Below are 19832 nucleotides of genomic sequence, written 5' to 3'. Positions count from 1 at the left end.
TCGGTCATAAACCCACGATTCGATTGCACTACAATTGGGACAATCACAATCCGATACTTTCAAAGCCCCCACCAGCATGTCCAAAAGCGCCGTTGGCACGCCTGAAGAGCCGAACGAGACAAGGGCCGCGCGCTCGTCGTTGTTCGTCGGATCGACTGAAAAAGCCTTCCAGGTCCTGCACGCCTTTGACGGTCCGAGCCGTCACATGACCCTTGTCGATATCGCCCGGGCATCCGGTCTCGATCGCAGCGCGACACAGCGCCTTGTGCATACGCTCGAAGCGCTTGGCTACCTTTACCGGGTGCCCGAAACGCGCAACTACGGTCTGACGACGAAGGTGTTGCAGTTCTCGTACAACTACGTACGCGCCAACGAACTCATCGACAAAGCGTCGCCGTATCTGCTCGATATCAGCCGGCGTCTCGGCGAAACCACCAACCTGCTGGAACTCGACGGCCACGAGATCGTGTTCGTCGCGCGCTTTCCGGGGCAGCATCTGGTGAACATCGACATTGTGGTTGGCGCTCGCTTGCCGGCCATGTTCACCGCTGCGGGCATAGCAATCCTTTCGCGTCTGTCGGACGAGCGCGTGCGCGAAATCCTGGCGCAAACGCGGCTTGACCCGCTGACGCACTACACCGAAACCCATCCCGACAAGCTGCTCGAACGCGTACGTAAAGTCGCGCGCCGGGGTTACGCGGTCATTGAGAACGAGACCGTGCTCGGCGATATTTCCGTCGCCGCGCCGGTCACGGATCACGGCGGCATGGCTGTTGCCGCGATCAACATCTCGGTGCCCACGTCGCGGTGGTCGATCGAACGCGTTGAAGCTGAACTCGCGCAGCACGTGCAAGTTGCCGCGACCTCGATTTCGAAAGCGCGGCTGTCGACTTACAAGCGTTGAGCCCTTCTTTGGCAGGGCGTCAAAGCCCTCGCTCAAACAAGTTGAGTTGTTTCTCCAGTTCCACGCGCAACCGCGCCGACAACCCCGCTTCCGCCTGAACCAGCGGCGCAAGCATCGCGGGTGCATGGACATCGATCAGGTCCATCACGGACTTCATCGGGCCGGGATTGGTCTCGGCGAACGCCATGTTCATTAGCGGAATCAGCGAGCGATGTAACGTCAACGCTTCCTGCGTCTTCCCCTCTGAAGCCAACTGATAAATTTTTCGCCACGCAGTCGGCAGCAGCGTTGCCGTCACCACGATCCCACCGCGCGCACCGGCCGCCACGTGCAACGGGAACAACGTATCCTCACCGCTTAGCACCGCGAACGATTCGTCCACGCCCGCCACGGTGCGCAGGAAATGCCACATGTCCGTGTTGCACGCCTTCATGCCGATGATCCGCTCGTGCTTCGACAACTCGTGCAGCACCTCGGGCGCAATCGCAATCCGCGTGCGGTACGGGATCTCATAGATAAGAATCGGCAGCGGCGATTCATCGGCGTAACGCATGAAGTAATCCCGAATGCCGCCTTGCGTCGGGTTCGTGTAGTAGGGCGTCAGCAAGAGCAGACCATCGGCGCCAGCCGCGGCGAAGTTCTTTCCGGCTTGCATCGCGTCGTGATAACCGGGGTCGAGCACGCCCGCGATCACGGGGATCTTGCCCGCTGCCTCCGCCGCCGTGATCTCGGCCATGCGAATGCGCTCGGCGCGCGAGAGTGCGCCATATTCACCCGTACCGCCAAGCGGCACGACTCCGTCCACGCCTTGCTTCAGCAGATAGCGCATCAGCGCGCGAGCGGCATCGGCATTGATGGTGTCGTCGGAATTGACGGGGGTAGGAATGGCCGGCAAGACGCCACGCAGTTGGTTTGCTGAAAGCATGAGTTAGTCCTGGAAAACAAGGTTATTCAAGAAGCGAGGCTGCGGCGCCGCAACCGGTCCGCGACCCAGATCAAAGCTGCAATAAAGACGAACAGGCACGTGGAAACGGCTGCAATGACCGGTGAAATCTGCATCGTGATTTCATCCCAGAACTGCTTGGGCAAGGTCGTGCTCAAGCCGCCGGACGAGAACAGCGCGATAGTCAGTTCATCGAAGGAGGTAGCGAAAGCGAACAGGAACGACGACATCAACCCCGCGCTCAGAATCGGGAACGTGACGCGGCGCAGCGTGGCCCACGGGCGCGCGCCCATGCTGTGCGCGGCGAGATCCAGGCGCGTGTCGTAGTTGCGCAGCACGGCCATCATGGTAATCACCACGTAAGGCACAGCCACCACGGTGTGGCCGAGAACGAGGCCGAACGACGATCCAATCAAGCCGATCTTCGCGAAGAAATAGAACACTCCTACCGCGATGATCATGCGCGGCACCACGACAGGCGCGAGGATGAAAGCGAGCATGGCCGCCTTGCCCTTCATGCCGCCGCGCACAAGCAGGAATGCAGCGGGCGTGCCGATCAGCATCGAGAGGATGCCGGTGCCAATACCCACCAGCATCGAGCGTGTAATGGCCTGCATCCACAACGGCGAATCAGTGATCTGCCGATACCACTGCAACGAGAAGCCATGCGGCGGCCACGCGAGCCCGGACGCGGAATCGAAAGAGAGCGGAATCATCAGGAACGCAGGGGCGCTCAGGAATACAAGTAGCAGGATCACCACCACGCGCAACGTCAGGCTTTCGCCGTTGGCGGCGCGGCGTTTGCGACGTTTGGGAAATAGACCAATCACGGCATCGGTCGCGTTGCCGAGCGCGGTCAGAATCACATCGCCGAGCTTTCGGCTCCAGCCGCCGCCGTGCTTCGGACCGCGTGCCGCCGAGCTGCCGCCGGCCATGGTGGAAAGGCCCACCATGCGGTCATAGATCAGGAACACGAGCAACACGACCACCAGCAACAGCACGGAGATTGCTCCCGCGAAACCCCAGTTCAGCGCCTGCATCACCTGGTCGATGATCAGTTGCGTAATCATGGTCTGATGTCGTCCACCGAGCAGCGTGGGCGTGATGAAGAAGCCGATAGCCGTGACGAACACCATCAAGGCGCCTGCTGCAACGCCCGGCAGCGACAGCGGAAAATACACTTTCCAGAACACCGTGCCGGGACGCGCGCCGAGCGTGGCGGCAGCGCTTGGCAAGCGGCGGTCGATGTTCTCCATCACGGAGAGCATGGTCAGCACCGCGAGCGGCATCAGCGCGTGGACCATGCCCACGATCACGGCGGAAAAGTTGTAGAGCAGGCTCAACGGCCGGTCGATGATGCCAAGTCCAAGCAGCACTTGATTGATCACGCCGTTGCGTCCGAGCAGCACGACCCATGCGAATGTGCGCACGAGAAAGCTGGTCCAGAAGGAGAGCAGGACCCAGAACAGCAGGCGGTTCTTGCGCTCCCGCGTCAGCGAGGAAATCAGGTACGCGATCGGATAACCAGTGAGCACGGAGAAGAAGGTCGTCCACAACGAGATCTTCAGCGTGATCAGCAATACATCCACATACACGGACGATGCAAAGAGCCGCTTGTATTCCACGAGCGTGAAGCCGCTGTCGTTATGCACGCTCAGCAACAACAACTGGCCGACGGGGTACACGAGCATCACCAACAGCAACACGATGATCGGCGCGCTCATTGCGCCGGGCCGCAACCACGCGCGCCATCGAGCAGGGCGTGGCGGCGGCGCGTCGGGATGCATTTGCTCAGCGGCGAGGGCGGAACGATTCATGTCTCACCCCGCAATAGCAACAGCGTCCGCGGTCAGCCACGAAAGCCCGAGCGTCTGCCCGATTTCGTACTGGCGGCCGAGCCGGTTGGTGGGAAACGCCGCGACGAGCGGCGCGGCATCACTGATATGCGACTGTAGATAAAGCTTCGTCATGCTGCCAGTCACCATGATGTCGGTGAGCTTTGCTGACAACGTGCCGCCGTTGATCGACGCGGCCGGTGGTCCATCGTGGATCTGGAGGTTCTGCGGACGCAGCATCAGCTTCACCGGCTTGCCGTCGCGGATCACCGAGTCGTACGCCATCGCGTTGACGTTAGCGCCGCCTTGCACGCTGATCTGCACCTGATCGCCGCTGCGCCCCGTGACGACCGCATCGAGCAGGTTCGATTCGCCCAGAAAGTCCGCAACAAACACGCTCTTCGGGCGGAAATACAGATCCGCGGGCGTGCCGAGTTGCGCAATCGAACCGGCGTTCATCAGGCAGATGCGGTCGGACATGGTCATCGCTTCTTCCTGATCGTGCGTGACGTAGACAATGGTCGTGCCCAGGTCGCGATGAATCCGCTTGATCTCCAGTTGCATCTGATCGCGCAGTTTCTTGTCCAGCGCGCCGAGCGGTTCGTCCATCAGAATGATCGACGGCCGGTAGACCATGCATCGCGCGAGTGCAATCCGTTGCTGCTGACCGCCCGACAATTCACGCGGATAACGCCCCGCCACATGCGGCAGATGCACCATCTCAAGCGCTTGCATGACCTTCTCACGCGTCGCTTTGGCGTCGGTCTTGCGCATCTGCAACGGGAACGAAATGTTCTCCGCTACCGTCATGTGCGGGAACAGCGCGTAGTTCTGAAACACCATGCCAATGTCCCGCTCATAGGGCGCGCCGTACGTCACGTCGACGCCATTGATCCGTACCTGGCCATCGTCCGGTTGCGCGAGCCCCGCGATCAGGCTGAGCAGCGTCGTCTTGCCCGAGCCGCTGGGTCCGAGCAGAGTCAGGAATTCGCCCTGGGCGACATCGAGATCAGTCGGCGCGAGGGCGACAAAGTCACCATAACGCTTGCAGAGTCCTGTGATTTGAAGGTTCGAGGCAGGCATGGAATCGGCATCCGTGGCGGTAAAAACACAAAAGAAGCGATAAAAACAGCGCTCAGGTCAGGATCCAGCTATTGAACTTCTCGAGCGCGACGCTTTGGTTTGCCTGCCAGAACTTCGCATCAATATGCAGGCCGTTCTTCATGTTCTCCGGGAACGTCGGGCAGTTCTTCGCGATCTCCGGTTTGATGTAATTGAATGCTTCGGGCTGCGTAACACCGGCCGGGAAATACTCGATCAGCGATGCCTGACGTTTTGGATCGGAGGCAAACTTGATGAACTCGCGGCAGGCGGCGGCATTTGGCGTGCCTTTGAGAATTGACCAGTTGTCGACGCCCCAGATGTTCTGGTTCCAGACGATCGCCACCGGCGCGCCGTTCGCAATAGCCGATTGCGCGCGCGATACCCACGTGCTGATCATGTCCACTTCACCGGAGCCGAGCATCTGTTCGACTTGCGAGCCCGTGGTCCACCATACGTCGATGTGCTTGGAAATCTTGTCGAGGCTTGCGATGCCCTTGTCGAAGTTGACCGGATACACCTGCGAGGGTGGCGTGCCAGCGGCCATCATCGCTTCTTCGAAAGTGTCGAACGGATATTTGCGCAGGCCGCGACGTCCCGGGTAGTCCTTGACGTTCCACATATCGGCCCATGAATTGGGGGCTTTGCGACCCTTGAAGGCGTCGGTGCGATACGCAAGCACAGTCGTATAAATGTTGGTGCCAACACCGTACGGCGACATGTATTGCGCTGGAATCTTCGCGATCACCGGGTCGGCTTCAAGCCCGTGCTTCTCCAGGTATTCCTTGCCGCCGCCCGTCAACAGAAGGATGGCCGGCTGGCTGATCTTGGCCATGTCCCACGTGTAGCTGCCGGTCTCTACCATGCTCTTGATCTGCGCGGTCGGTTCGGCATTCGCCTGCACGCCGATCACCTCAATCCCTGTCTTCTCCGTGAACGGCTTGTAGAACACTGCACCGTACGCCTTGGTGTAGATGCCGCCATCGTCGCGAATGACGATCCGCTTGTTCGCCGCGCGCGACGGCGTCCAGACGAACGGGAACGCCAAGGCGGCAGCGCCGGCAACGGCAGTTTTGATGGCCGTGCGGCGGCCGGGTTGTTCAAGCTGTTGAATCTCATCGCGTGCGGGCTGCTTTTTCATGTCGGCTCCAAGGGTGTGGATAGAAACAGAAACGCTGTGATGCGAACGTCCAGGCTTCTTCTCCTGGCCTGGATCGGATGGTCCGAGGGGACCCAGAAAATCAGGGCAGCAAACGACCCGGATTGAACAGGTTGTCAGGATCGAGCGCGTTCTTCACCGCGCGCATGAGGCCGAGTTCAGTCGCGGATTTGTAGTGCGCCATCTCCGGCAGCCCGGTTTGCCCCACGCCATGCTCCGCGCTGAACGTGCCGCGTAATTCGTGCGCGACGTCGTTCACGCAGCGGCGCATGGTGTTGGCCATCGAGGAGCGATCACCGAGTTGGCGCCAGGCGTCGAAGGTGAAGAAGGGGATGAAGTGCGCGTTGCCGTCGCCAAGATGCGCGACCACGATGATGTCGAGCCCGGGCACAATGGCATGCACCGCTTGCGTGGCACGCTCGATAAACAGCGGCACCGCCGATACCGGCACCGCGCAGTCGGTCGTCAGGCCCACGCCCGCTTTCTTGTTGGCTTCGGACACGCTATGGCGAATTTCCCAAAGCGCGGCGCGCTGTGTCTCGTTGCTGGCGAGGACGGCGTCGTGAATCAGCCCGGCTTCTGCTGCGTGTTCGAGCGTTTGCTGCATCAGCGCGGTCATTTCCTCGCCGCCGTGGGTGTCTCCAAGTTCGACCAGCACGTGCCATTCATGCAGTTCCGAGAGCGGATTGCGGCGGCCGGGAACATGCTCGATCACGAGTTCGAGTTGGCGGCGGTTGATCATCTCGAAGGCGCTTAGCCGAGAACCGCACGCGGCCTGGAACATCCCGAGGATGTGCAGCGCGGCGGCGGGATCAGTGGGCGCGAACCACGCGAGCGCGTGTTGCGCCGGCAGCGGGTGCAGCTTCAGCGTCGCTGCCGTGATGATGCCCAGCGTGCCTTCCGTGCCAATGAACAAGTGCTTCAGGTCGAGCCCCGTGTTGTCCTTGCGCAAGGCGCGCAGACCGTTCCAGACGGTGCCGTCGGCGAGTACGACCTCGAGGCCCAGCACGTTGTCGCGCGTGTTGCCGTAGCGCAGGACGGCGGTGCCGCCCGCATTCGTCGATAAATTCCCGCCGATCTGGCACGAGCCCTCGGCGCCCAGACTGACTGCATACAAGCGTTGTTCGGCCGCGGCTGCGTCCTGGATGGTTTTCAGCACGCAGCCGGCTTCGACTTCCATCGAGCCGTTAGCGGCATCTATATGACGAATACGCCGCATGCGTGTCAGATTGACGATGACCGGCGGCAGGCCCACGTTCGCTGGAACCGCGCCCGCGCACAGGCTGGTGTTGCCGCCTTGCGGCAGGACCGGAACGCCATATGTTGCGCACAGGCGCACGACGGCCGACACCTGCAAGGTGTTCGAGGGTTGGACAACCGCCGCCGCCGGACCCTTGTAGCGGCCTCGCCAGTCTTCCGTGAAAGGCGCGAGGTCGGATTCGGCCGTCAGCACCGCATCGGCTCCGAGTTCCGCTTCCAGGGCTGCGATCAACGCCGTGACGTTTCTCATGTCGAGTTCCTCGATAAGCACCGGCGGCCTTCCGGATCAGCAAAGGATCAGCGATAAGCGCCGCTTCTGAAAAAGAGGATAGGGAGAAAAAAATCGCATTGAAATGCCTTTGATCGCAATGCGATTAAAGTAGGCGTTATTGCCGATGAGGCGGGCAGCGAGGTTTGTGCGCACGGGTTCGAAGAGCGCTGCTTCGCGAAAAAACCACCTCACGGGAAGCAAAGTCGCCGAGAATCGTCCTTTACTCGGCAAACACGTTAATCGGGGTCGGAATAAAGCTTTACTTTTTGGGCCCGATTGGTGGACCTCATGAGGCTCAGACGGTCTTGATTCAGGCTAATTCGTCCGCAAATGTGGTGGTATCCGAGCTAAATGTTGTAGTTTTGCAGCGCTCGGCTACTAAATACGCCCGATATTGGCGTTTACCGCACTAGTCGCAAGCAAATTGCTATAAACTGTACGACCCGCGCGAATACTGCGCTCGTTAGCGCGCCCCGCCTCCAAACTGATTCAGTTTTGCTCGAATCAACGCATTGATTAGCTGGAATAGCTGAACCCGAGGTGATGATCCCGTTGGTCGTCACGGTGGTGCTCGTGTCTAACCGCTTGTGCACTGGTTTGTCTTTACAGAGCAAAGCTGTCGAGGAAATGTATGACAAGTTTTGATCCAACCGAATCTAACGCCGGCAACGGCGCTCCTGCAAAAAAATCGAAAGCCCGCCGTGGGTCTGCGGACAAGCTGTCGCGTCCAATGGACGAAAGCGTTTGCTCGCCCGAGCAGGCGGATGAACGTCAACGCCAGATGCGCGCGTTGATTCAACTGGGAAAACAGCAAGGTTTCCTGACCCACGCAGAGATCAACGATCACCTGCCGGGTAACTTTGCTCAGACGTCGGCTATCGAAACCATTGTCAGCACGTTCCGCGACATGGGCGTGGCCGTCTATGAAGAAGCGCCTGACTCGGAAACACTGCTGCTGAACGATTCCGCCCCCACGGCGGTGTCGGACGAGCAATCGGACGAAGAAGCGGAAGTCACGCTGGCGACCGTTGACTCGGAATTCGGCCGGACGACCGATCCCGTGCGTATGTATATGCGCGAAATGGGCAGCACCGAACTGCTGACCCGTGCGGGCGAGATCGAAATCGCGAAGCGCATTGAAGATGGCCTCGGCGAGATGATCAAGGCGGCATTCACGTGTCCGTCGACCGTGATCACGCTGCTCACGACCGTGGACAAGATTGTCGCGGGTGAACTGCGCATCGACGAACTGGTCGACGGCTTCAAGGACACCACGCTGGACGAAGACGCGGTGGCGGCCGATGCCGACACCGACGCTGAACTCGACGAAGCTGAACTCGCGTCGGAAAGCGACGACGAAGACGGCGAGACCGAAGACGAGCAGGCAACGCGTGCGAACGCAACTCGCCTCAAGCATTTGCTGCGCGACTGCTTGCCTATTTTTGCGAACGTGCGGGACCATTTCGACGTGTTCCACGCGGCTTATATTGCCGACGATTCGCGCACAGGCGACTGGCCAAGCGTGCAGGAACATATCCAGCGCGAGCTGGCGACCATTCGCTTTACCGCTCGTACCATCGACCGGTTGTGCGCTGAAGTCCACGAGCAGGTCGAACAGGTTCGCGCTATTGAACGCCGTATTCTGAAGATCGCCGTCGATCTGGCGGGCATGCCGCGTGAGAAGTTCGTGGAAGTATTCCCGGGCCACGAGACGGATCTCGAGTGGACGACCCGTCACGCGGCAGCGTCGAACGCCTATGGCAAGGCGCTTGAACGCAGCCTCCCGGCCATTCAGGCGGAACAGCAGAAGCTGATCCAGATCGAGTCGAACCTGATGTTGCCGCTGTTACAACTGAAGGCGCTGAATAAGCAGATGACGTCCGCCGAGCACAAGATGCGTCAGGCGAAGCGCGAAATGACGGAAGCGAATCTGCGTCTGGTGATTTCGATTGCGAAGAAGTATGTGAACCGCGGTATGCATTTCCTGGATCTGATCCAGGAAGGCAATATCGGCTTGATGAAGGCTGTGGACAAGTTCGAATACCGGCGTGGCTGGAAGTTCTCGACGTACGCTACGTGGTGGGTCCGTCAGGCTGTGACACGTTCGCTCGCCGATCAGGGCCGGACCATTCGCGTGCCGGTTCACATGATCGAGACGATCAACAAGCTGAACCGTGTATCGCGCGAAATCCTGCAGCAGACGGGTCAGGAAGCGCATCCGTCGGTGTTGGCGGTGCGCCTCGATTTGTCGGAAGAAAAGGTTCGCAGCATTCTGAAGATTGCACGGCAGCCGGTTTCGCTCGAAACGCCTTTGGGCGAAGACGGCGACACCACGCTGGGCGACATGGTGGAGGATTCGAACACGGAATCCCCGGCCGATGCCGCCATGCACGCCGACATGCGTCTGGCGATCAAGGATGCGCTGGATTCATTGTCGCCGCGTGAAGCGAAGGTGCTGCGCATGCGCTTTGGTATTGACACCGTATCCGACCATACGCTGGAAGAAGTCGGCAAACAGTTCGATGTGACGCGTGAGCGCATTCGCCAGATTGAAAGCAAGGCGATGCGCAAGCTGGTGCATCCGAGCCGGTCGGAAAAGTTGCGGTCGTTCCTGGCACATTAAGGATTGCCGCAAGGCTCGCTGGAAGGTAGGTTGACGCCGTTGGACTCGCAGAGGGTCCAACGGCGTTTTTGTTTGGTGCTCTAAGTGCTTACTGCTCGAAGAAGATCGTAGCTCCCGCTCCCGGTGCGAACCGAGCGCAAATTTCAAGGGCGTGGTGTTGCTGTACTGGCGACCTTGCTCTTGTAGAACCCCGGGAGTACCAACGCGTCTGGACTTCTGGCAAGATGCACTCCCTGTTGCACGGCCGCGCTGAATTGAAAAGACGTACTCCACAAGCGGATGCGAGTCCGGAAGAAGTCCGCCCACTGGAATTCGGCAAACGGCTCAGGCGTCTTGATGTAGCCGCCCGCGTTACGCACGAACGCCGCCAGGCTCCGGTACGGATCGTCTACGAGCCCCGAGACATTGGGCGGAATCGCGGCAATGCCGTGCAGGATGCCGTGTTCATCATAAGGGTGCACCCAACGCCGGTTTGCCATCTCGAGCCAGAAGGCATCGCCTTTCAGTTTCGACAGGTCGGCCATAACCTCAACGTAAGCATAATTAATCTGGGCGTCGAATAGCGCCCGCGCAAGGTGATGATGATCGGTCGCGAAGTGAGTTCCATCCCGGCCCAACACGGCGGGAATAGGCAGGGCCTTGAGTTCGCGCTTCAATTCCTCCGCGGGCAGTGACGCGAAGTGTTTGCGTTTCTCGTCGACTTCCAGCATTCCGGCGGTCATCTGCGTTGGATGGATCTGCTGCAATTCCAGCCTGACTAGTTTTTTCATAGTGTGTACGCAGGTCAAAGAGCCAGCGGCAAGCGTAACCGACGCAGTGCCAGACAACAAGGTTACGCCGCAGCGGGCGCGGCGCATGCATGTCGGTCGCGGTCCTGGTCGTGCTCCTGGTTGTGGTCCTGATTCTGCTGCTGCTCACATATTCAAACGTGCGCTTCGCATTTTGCCTTTACATGACTCACCGTCATTTTTCGCGGTTATTGTTATGGGGACGTCATGGAGACGTCATGGGAATGTTGAAGCGCGCTTGGTGTAAATGCTGAGGTCCGTGCCGATGAAACCGGTTAGCCTGTGGGCGATCCCGGATAGCGGTGATGATTAACAAATCGAGCGAAAGGCATATGTCAGCATCCGTCGCAAATTCTTCGACCAAAGTTGTTCAAGGTGCACCCGTTTTAATGCTTGGCGCTGTAGGCGTCGTTTTTGGAGACATCGGCACAAGTCCGCTTTATACCCTTAGGGAATGCCTCAAGGCCGCCGGCGGAGTCAGTCAGCCTAATGTGTTCGGCATCGTGTCGCTGATCCTCTGGTCGATCCTGATCGTGGTCACGCTCAAGTACGTCAGCTTTGTCATGCGGGCAGGCAATGACGGCGAGGGTGGCATTCTTGCGCTGACCGCGCTGGCATCGGGCGTTGCTCCCGAGCGCCTGCGTAATGTCCTGCTGACGCTGGGCGTCTTCGGTGCGGCCATGTTCTATGGCGATTCCATGATTACGCCGGCTATTTCCGTCATCTCGGCGGTTGAAGGCGTGACGCTGGTCGATGCTCAGCTCACCGCCTGGATCGTGCCCATTTCATTGGTTATCCTGACGGGTTTGTTCGCGATCCAGAAACACGGCACCAGTGCCGTGGGGAAGGTCTTCGGGCCGGTCATGGTGATCTGGTTCGTGACCTTGGCTGCGCTGGGCTTGCTGCACATTGTCCAGCATCCGCTCATTCTTGAAGCGGCTTCGCCAACCTTCGCCATATCGTTCCTGGCGCATAACCCGGGCACTGCGTTTATTGTGCTGGGTTCGGTTTTCCTCGCGCTGACGGGCGGTGAAGCCTTGTATGCGGACATGGGGCACTTCGGTAAAAAGCCAATCAGTCTCGCATGGATGTTCCTCGTCTGGCCGAGCCTGATCATGAACTATTTCGGTCAGGGCGCGCTTGTCATCATGCATCCTGATACGCTCAAGCAACCGTTCTTCGGATCGGCTCCCGGTTGGGCGCTTGTCCCGCTCGTCATCCTGGCGACAGCAGCAACCATTATTGCGTCGCAAGCGGTGATCTCGGGCGCGTTCTCCATGACGAAGCAAGCTGTTCAGCTTGGTTTCCTGCCGCGCATTCCGATTGTCCATACATCGACGCATGAGATCGGCCAGGTCTACGTGCCGTTCATCAATCTCTCGTTGTTCGCGGCGGTCATGTTCCTGGTGGTGTTCTTCAAATCATCCGATAACCTCGCGTCCGCCTACGGTATTGCGGTGGCCTCCACCATGCTGCTCACGACCCTGCTGATGTATTTCATCACGCATTGCCTCTGGCGCTGGAAACCGCTGTATACGGCGCTTGTCATCGGGCCTTTTGCGGTTGTCGATGCGGTGTTCGTATCGAGTAACGTCAGCAAGGTACTCGACGGCGGCTGGTTTCCGCTGCTCGCAGGCGCTACGTTGTTCACGGTCATGACGACTTGGCATAAGGGACGCGAGATGCTGGTTGACCGGATGAAAGCGGAGAACCTGCCGCTCAAGGACATCATCCATTCGCTGTGCAGGAGCAGTCACCCGCCGTCGCGCGTTGACGGCACGGCGGTGTTCCCGGGCGGCGTGGCCGGCATGACCCCGACGGCGTTCATGCACAACCTCAAGCACAACCGCGTGCTGCACAAGACGAACATCTTTCTCGCCGGGACGACCGCCAACGTGCCCCATGTCAGGGACGCCGACAAGGCAGTAGTGGAGGACCTTAGTGATGGTTGTTATGCGGTCAGGGTGAGTCACGGCTTCATGGAGATCCCCGACGTGCCGGTGCTTCTGACGCTGATCCAGAAGCAGATTCCGGGCTGGACCTACGACGCTGCCGACACCTCGTTCTTCCTCGCCCGCGATACGATTCGTGCGACCGGCGAAAGCAAGACGATGGCGCTTTGGCGCGAGAAGCTGTTTGCGTTCCTTGGACGCAATGCGGCGCAAGCGGCGGAGTACTACAGCTTGCCGCCTAATCGTGTAGTCGAGTTGGGCGGACAGATCAACATGTAGGGGCGGAGCTTGATTGCGACGGTTAGTGATCGGAGTCTATGCCGGGCGGTGTTTTCAGCGTTAGTGGCCTGCGCGAGTCGGGTTTTCTCTCTATCACTATAGTTACGTTGGAAGGGCGGTTTGAGAAGCAAGCCCCGAACCACGATGACGCTAACAAAGCCGCATAAGCCCCGCCACGCCGTCATGAGCGCAAAGGCGGTGTAGTGGGAGCGGCTTACAAGTGTGGCCGGGATGCTAACAGCCTGTCCCATTTAGAGGGCGGAAGCGATATATACGGGGAGTCGTCTCCATCGTCGCCGATTGAAAATGACGGCTCTTTTGAAAACTCAGTGGGTAATGCGGCTCAGCGGGCATGCGCGTTGAACGCGGTGAAGTTAAGTTTTCCGGCAATGAGAAACAAGACCGTGCGCATGGTTTCAAAGCGTGCATATCCACGAGCCTTGCGCTTTGCTGCCTGAAACAGGCCGTTGATGGCCTCGATGAAACCGTTGGTCTGACGGGTCTGGGTCCAGGCAACGATTCCATCGAAATGTCTGCGAACCAAACGCACGACATCCTTCATGGGCTCGACCTTGGAGCGCATGACGTTGGTGCACCACTGATGCAGCATCTCGGAGACGACGTTGATTTGTTTGCGCTCGAGAATGTCGCGCAATTGTTCTCGGTAAAGCCAGGCTCGGGCGGTGCGATTGGTCGTGTACTGACTGACCAACGCCTCAAGGTCGGTGAGTTGCGCAAGGTTCAGTTTGTCGGCGTCCTTGAGCAACGTCCAACGCATGCCTTTAAGCTGAGGGTCCAGTTTCTGCTGCTGCCGACGTACTGTGTCGAGCGCCTTGGACGCGTGAGCGACGACGTGGAACTTGTCAAAGGTCACTCGCGCTTCGGGGAGATGCTCATTGACGCCCTTGATGAAAGCCGGCGACATGTCGATGCTGACCGAGCTCACTTGCTCGGGCGAGCCGCCGTGTTCGCTCAGGTAGGTGGCCAAGCGCTCTATCGTGCTGGCATCCTTGCCTGTGGTGACGAACGCGACCCGCCGCGCCTGCATGTCGGCGACCAGCGTCAGATACTCATGACCGCGACGGTACGAGGTTTCGTCAATCGCCACGGCCGTCACACCCGACAGGTCGGCGGCCGCGAGTGCCAGCTCCACATACCGCGAACAGATGGCATGTACTCGATGCCACGACAGATTGACCGCGCGTGCAACGGCGGCGAACGGCATCTGCTGCGCGAGCATCAGCACTAACGCCTCGAACAACAATGTGAAGCCGCTGAGCTGGCCCACCCAACCTGGCTCAACCAAACGCACTGAACCATCGGGCAGGCGCACCCTGGGCACCCGCACTTCGAGGAAGCACTCGTGCTGAAAGAAATTCAGATGCCGCAGGCGCTTGATTTGCGTGTCGTGCACGGGATGCTCGCCGGCAACCCCGGCATAGCTAAATCGGCTGCCTGCAACGAAGTCAACGGCGATGTTGAGCTGCCGCTGAGCAGCATCGAAGTCAACACTTCGGACATACCAAGGAGCCGTGATACCGAGGGCGGATTCGAACAATTGATTCGTCATAGCTGATTGGCTTTACATGGGTGATTCCCGCATTCTGCCGCAATCACCCATGAATCATCTTACTGGGTGAGCGCGCCTCAAGGGTTCGCTGCGCCGGGCTCACGCCCGCCCTTGACCCGCCAAACCCACCCACTCCAAATTCAAAAGAGGCAAAATGACACATATACATCCGTGTACTCAAACCATGCGATTTGAGGAACCGGTGTGCTGAATGTATGCTGTGCAAGCTTCCTTCTGCTCTTCGCGTCAAATACCCGTCCAACATATTTTGAATTCCCGCCGGGAATCCACTGCACCACGCACCGCTCGGCTATGTAAAGACCGTTTGGCGAGGTTGATCTTTCGCATTCGGTGCCGGGCGGCGTGGTGTCGAAGAGGCTGAAATAAAGCACGCCGACGACCGCCGCGCAGAGCGCCGCGCGCTTGTATAAGGGCTTCATAGAGGTATCGTGATTCGTGGGACAAGTGGAACATAACAGCGATCCGAATAAGTCACGAAGTCGCCGCCCCGTTGGTGCTTGAACACCCACTTTCGAAAGTCGCTGTTGTAAACGGGGTAGTACACGTTACCTTTTACAAGTGGGTTACCAAGGGTGACGGAGTAGTCTGAATAGGGTACATAAGGCGAGGTTTCAGCTACAGCATCGAGCGGAATAACAATAACGCCGCTACTGCTCCAGTGACCCAAGTATTGGGACCGGTCGCCTTGCTTGTCGGTGAATGTGTAGTTGTCTTTCACATATACCCATAAACCCGTCACCGTCGCGACCTTTCGCCGTGTCCTTATATCCCAAGTAATGTTCGCGTGGGCAACGGCGGCGTAGATATTGAACGAACCGAGCGCGCCCGTCAGATCGTCAGGCGCGCCGCTGCGCTCCCACTGCGACGTTAATAACAGATTGATTTTTTGCGCGAATGTACCGTCTACTCCGACACGTTGAAATTGAAAATGACGGTGCAGCATGATCGGGTCATTCTTGCAAAGTTTTTCGGGGAAAATATCGCCGTTAAATTCTTTATAGGGGGTGAGCGTAACGCGGAGTTGGTCGAACGCCTTCTGTGTTCGAATGCGCTCGTTTATCAGTAGGTCGAAGCTTTCATTTGTACGAGTGAACTTGCGGACCCATTCGATTTTAACCGTGGTGGTGTCGTACATATCAGCCTGGTAAGGCTTGCCGTCCTGATCTATTTCCGCTTTTTCATCAGCAGGCGTCGGAGAATAGTTCAGCCTCCCCGCGAACCATCGTTCCATAAGGGCGGCTGAGACCGGTAAATGCAGCTTGCGCATTGCGCCCGGAATTTCTTGAATGTCGAATGGAGGAACCGTTTTTTCCTGTTCGACAGGTTTCGGCTTCGGTGTTTTCGGTGGATCAGGTGTCTCCATCCAAGTTTTGAAGCGCGAATGCAACTCCATCATTTTTACTAATCCGTCACCCGGCTGTGGCTTTGGCCCCTTCGGAACGGGTGCGGGCGACGGCTTAGGTTCCTCGCGCACAGGCGGCGCACGATCTAGAGACATCGACACGTCGCGCACGACGCGCGCGCCGTCTTCTTTGCTAAAGTACGGCAACAGCTTATTCCACTTGTAATACGGCAGAGTCATTCGCTCGTCTCCTATACTTTTGCTGTTGATCCGCATCGATTACACGGCTAATTGCCGGAAATCAGCGATGGTTTTGTTTTTGCAACGACCGTAACGCTAACGTACTTTTCCATGAGCGCATCTCAATAAAGGGACGTGCGCGCGGGCGGTGACTTCCATGAGGGTTTGCATCAAGGACTTTGCAGCAATGCGCGAATAGCATCGACGTGCCAAACCGGCCGGACAGACAGGCACACGCCGGCGGAAAACGCCCGCTATGAACGCCACGCTTCCAGGGGGATAGTGAAATCGGGATCGGCGTCAGCACTTGCTCGACTGTGATAACGCCGAGAGCAGTACCCCCGCACCGCTACCGACCACTGACGCCCAAAAAAAGCGCGATGGGCCACTAGGCCCATCGCGCTTTTTTACTAACATGACAGCTAGTCAGCCGCCACGCTGAGGCTCACTTTCAGAATTGCAGCGCCGCTGTCAGATCGCCCATCGGCTTGCCGCCTGCTGCGACCATTGCCGCGTCGCGTGCCGTCAGGCCAGGCAGCTTCGGCAACGAGTAGCGTGTAGTGATCAGACGCAGGATGGACGTCGTATCGTATTGCGTGTGATCGACGAAACCCTTCTTCGCGTAAGGCGAAATCACCAGCGCCGGAATGCGCGTACCCGGACCCCAACGATCGCCCTTCGGCGGCGAGACGTGATCCCAGAACCCGCCGTTTTCGTCGTACGTCACGACCACGACCATGTTCTTCCACTGTGGACTCGCCTGCAAATGCTGAATCACATTGGCAATATGCGCATCGCCCGATGCCACGTCCGTATAACCCGCGTGCTCGTTCAGGTTGCCCTGCGGTTTATAGAATGACACTGCGGGCAAAGTGCCTGCATCGATCGCAGCGATGAACCCCGCGCCATCCGTGCCGCCATCCAGCAAGTGCTGCGCGCGGTTTGTCGTGCCCGGTGCCAGGTCAGCGAAATAGTTGAACGGCTGGTGATGCGTCTGGAAATTCGGCACTGAATTCACCGAGCCACTGATCTTGGTGCGATCCGCCAACGCAGCGCCCCACGAGCCGCCGTACCAGGCCCACGAAACGTTCGCTGTATTCAACAGGTCTCCTATATGAGTCTGCGTTTGCGGCGGCAGCGTAGTCGCAACAGTCGGGTCGGCGAGCGCTGGATCGCCGCCCGTCGCCGGCGTGTTGCCGCTCGGTTGATACGGCGGTTGCATCGTATTGATGGCGTAGAAGTCCGGCGTCAGGTTGCCCGAGTTGACGAACTTCGGAATGCCCGTGATGGCGGAAGTGGGCGAGGCTGCCGTCAGCTTCAACGATACCCCGTCAGCGTTCACCGATGAAATCGATCCAGCCGCCACGCTCTTGTCCGCATTCGGATAGATCGGGGTGCACGCGCAGACCAGCCACTGGTGGTTCAGGAACGAACCGCCGAATGCGCCCATGAAGAAGTTATCGGCGAGCGTGTATTGCTGGGCGATCTTGTATAGCGGCAGCTTGTCGGCGTTGGTGTTGTAGTGACCCATGACAAAACCACCGGAGTCGGCCCACGCGGCGAACTTGTCGTTCTTGCCGCCATCGATCTGCATCTGGTTTTCATAGAAACGGTGATACAGGTCGCGTGTTGTCAGCGACAAAGGCGTGTTGAAACCAGCCGGATCGTCGATAGCGAAAGGCGAGTTCGGCAAGTTCGCCGTCATGGCCTGGGTCACGGCAGGCGTCACGCCCGTAGCGGTCAACCCGTTCCAGATGGGCGGCAGCGTGGCCAGCACGCTGCCGTCGCGGTCAAGTTGCTGAGCGCTCGCGGCAGTAACGTTCTGCAATCCGTTGGCGCCCGGGAAGTTGCCGTAGAGGTTGTCGAAGCTACGGTTTTCCGCATAGATCACGACAATGTTCTTCACCGAGTTGAGGTCGGCGTGGTTGTCGTCGTTGCCGCCGCACGCGTACAAGCCAAGTGCGATCGACGCCGTGAGTGGCACGGCGAGGACGAGTTTCTTATTCATCGATAGGTCTCTGTCGTTGGGGGACCGGCGAGGGAATCGCCTATGCATTGCTTACCTACGCTAGCCGCTGCTTAAGCCGTTAAGCGATTTTTGCCGGTGCCGCAGTGTCCCAATCGCATTTGACAGGAACATTTAAACTAGCTTTCATTAAGTAATAATATGTCAGGTTTCATTAGATAAGCGAATGGCTTTTGTCATGTCATTGATGTGACACATAAACGTCATAGGCTTCGGCTTCCTTCCAATGCCTTATGCACATGCCATCCATCGCTTCTGTGTTACTGCCCCTTGCCGCATTTTTCGTTTCAGCCGTCGTGCTAACCGGCTGCGATTCGCACGCCTCTTCAACGGCAGCGCAAGCCGGGCCTTACAGTTCAGGCGAAGCGAAAACCCGTGCACAGGTTTTTGCGCAGGTTAAGCAGATGACGTCGGTGGGAGAGAAGTTGTTCCTCGATCCTTCGTTGTCCGGGTCCGGCAAACTCGCTTGCGCGTCGTGCCATAGTCCTGATCATGCGTTCGGACCGCCTAACGCGTTGTCGGTGCAACTGGGCGGCAGCGACTTGCGGCGGCCGGGATTTCGTGCGGTGCCGTCGCTGCGTTATTTGCAATCGGTGCCGCAATTCACGCAGCATTTCCACGATTCCGACGACGAAGGCGACGAGAGCGTCGATGCCGGTCCGACCGGTGGTTTGACCTGGGACGGGCGGGTCGATCATGGTGCGGATCAGGCGCGGATTCCGCTGACGTCATCGTTTGAAATGGGCAGCACGCCGGCGCAAGTGGTCGCGGCGGTCAAGGCCGCGCCCTATGCGGGAGAGTTGCGCGAAGCGTTCGGCGCGACCATTTTCGATAACGACGAAAAAGCCTTTAACGCCATCCTCCGTTCGCTTGAGGCGTTCGAGCAGACGCCGCAAAAGTTCTATCCGTACACCAGCAAGTTCGATGCATTTCTTGCGGGCAACGCAAAGCTGAACGAAGCAGAAATGCGCGGGCTCGAATTATTCAACGATGAGAAGAAGGGCAATTGCGCCGCGTGTCATATCAGCCAGCGCGCGAAGGACGGCTCGCCGCCGCAGTTCAGCGACTTCGGGTTGATAGCGCTGGGCGTTCCGCGCAACCGGGCTCTGCCTGTCAACAAAGACCCGAAGTATTACGACCTCGGTGCGTGTGGTCCAGAGCGAAAGGACCTCAAGGGTCAGTCGGAGTATTGCGGCATCTTCAGAACACCGTCACTGCGTAATGTGGCCACGCGCAAGGCGTTTTTCCATAACGGCATCTATCACTCGCTGGACGAAGCCGTGCGCTTCTATGTTCAACGCGATACGAACCCCGAGAAGTTTTATCCGACCGTTCACGGCAAGGTCCAGAAGTTCGACGACTTGCCCAAGCGCTATTGGGCGAATGTAAATACGGAACCCCCTTTCGATCGCAGGCCCGGTGAAAAGCCAGCTCTGGACGAGGCGGAAATCAAGGACGTGGTCGCATTCTTGAATACGCTGACGGATGGGTATCAGGCGGCTAAATAAGCGTGCGTGC

At 58.6% G+C, this 19832-nt stretch carries 13 protein-coding genes; 4 read left to right on the top strand and 9 right to left on the bottom strand.

Annotated elements, in window-relative coordinates; translation table 11 throughout:
• Positions 1-76: 76 nt before the first annotated feature.
• Entirely contained in the window at positions 77-904 is an 828-nt protein-coding gene (locus SBC1_RS22355) for an IclR family transcriptional regulator (RefSeq protein ID WP_165096030.1), read from the top strand.
• 19 nt (positions 905-923) lie between these two features.
• Here SBC1_RS22355 and dapA read toward each other — a convergent pair whose 3' ends face one another.
• The 5 genes from dapA to SBC1_RS22330 form a co-directional block, all read right to left on the bottom strand.
• Positions 924-1829, bottom strand: a complete 906-nt coding sequence (dapA, locus tag SBC1_RS22350) for a 4-hydroxy-tetrahydrodipicolinate synthase (protein WP_165096048.1) — start codon at positions 1827-1829, stop codon at positions 924-926.
• Positions 1830-1855: 26 nt separating this feature from the next.
• A complete protein-coding gene (locus tag SBC1_RS22345; RefSeq protein ID WP_165101340.1) occupies positions 1856-3571 on the bottom strand; it encodes an ABC transporter permease subunit in 1716 nt (571 codons plus the stop codon).
• Positions 3572-3667: 96 nt separating this feature from the next.
• Positions 3668-4765, bottom strand: coding sequence for an ABC transporter ATP-binding protein (locus SBC1_RS22340; RefSeq protein ID WP_165096051.1), 1098 nt, complete (start codon positions 4763-4765; stop codon positions 3668-3670).
• Positions 4766-4817: 52 nt separating this feature from the next.
• A complete protein-coding gene (locus SBC1_RS22335) occupies positions 4818-5924 on the bottom strand; it encodes an ABC transporter substrate-binding protein (RefSeq protein WP_165096058.1) in 1107 nt (368 codons plus the stop codon).
• Positions 5925-6024: 100 nt separating this feature from the next.
• The gene (locus SBC1_RS22330) at positions 6025-7452 is read right to left on the bottom strand and encodes an FAD-binding oxidoreductase (RefSeq protein ID WP_165096061.1); all 1428 of its coding nucleotides are present in this window, start codon (positions 7450-7452) and stop codon (positions 6025-6027) included.
• Positions 7453-8104: 652 nt separating this feature from the next.
• Between SBC1_RS22330 and rpoD the strand changes: the two genes are divergently transcribed.
• Complete coding sequence (rpoD, locus tag SBC1_RS22325) at positions 8105-10096, top strand: RNA polymerase sigma factor RpoD (RefSeq protein WP_165096064.1); 1992 nt, start codon at positions 8105-8107, stop codon at positions 10094-10096.
• Between the two features lie 143 nt (positions 10097-10239).
• Here rpoD and SBC1_RS22320 read toward each other — a convergent pair whose 3' ends face one another.
• On the bottom strand, positions 10240-10866 hold the full coding sequence (locus SBC1_RS22320; protein WP_165096076.1) for a ParB-like protein: 627 nt from the start codon (positions 10864-10866) through the stop codon (positions 10240-10242).
• Positions 10867-11273: 407 nt separating this feature from the next.
• Between SBC1_RS22320 and SBC1_RS22315 the strand changes: the two genes are divergently transcribed.
• Positions 11274-13115 carry a potassium transporter Kup gene (locus tag SBC1_RS22315; RefSeq protein WP_241202233.1) on the top strand — a complete coding sequence of 614 codons (1842 nt, stop codon included), beginning with the start codon at positions 11274-11276 and terminating at the stop codon, positions 13113-13115.
• A gap of 343 nt (positions 13116-13458) precedes the next feature.
• Here SBC1_RS22315 and SBC1_RS22310 read toward each other — a convergent pair whose 3' ends face one another.
• The 3 genes from SBC1_RS22310 to SBC1_RS22300 form a co-directional block, all read right to left on the bottom strand.
• Positions 13459-14685, bottom strand: a complete 1227-nt coding sequence (locus SBC1_RS22310; RefSeq protein ID WP_165096086.1) for an ISL3 family transposase — start codon at positions 14683-14685, stop codon at positions 13459-13461.
• A gap of 436 nt (positions 14686-15121) precedes the next feature.
• Positions 15122-16288, bottom strand: a complete 1167-nt coding sequence (locus SBC1_RS22305) for a DUF6402 family protein (RefSeq protein ID WP_241202234.1) — start codon at positions 16286-16288, stop codon at positions 15122-15124.
• A gap of 451 nt (positions 16289-16739) precedes the next feature.
• Positions 16740-18296 carry an acid phosphatase gene (locus SBC1_RS22300; protein WP_165096093.1) on the bottom strand — a complete coding sequence of 519 codons (1557 nt, stop codon included), beginning with the start codon at positions 18294-18296 and terminating at the stop codon, positions 16740-16742.
• A 257-nt stretch (positions 18297-18553) separates the two neighbouring features.
• Here SBC1_RS22300 and SBC1_RS22295 point away from each other — a divergent pair, with 257 nt between their 5' ends.
• Positions 18554-19822, top strand: a complete 1269-nt coding sequence (locus SBC1_RS22295; protein WP_165096100.1) for a cytochrome-c peroxidase — start codon at positions 18554-18556, stop codon at positions 19820-19822.
• The last annotated feature ends 10 nt before the right edge of the window (positions 19823-19832 follow it).

This window comes from Caballeronia sp. SBC1 (genome assembly GCF_011493005.1).
Lineage (GTDB): Bacteria > Pseudomonadota > Gammaproteobacteria > Burkholderiales > Burkholderiaceae > Caballeronia.
Note: the sequence above shows the minus strand (reverse complement) of the source record. Positions and strands in the feature narration are given on the sequence as shown.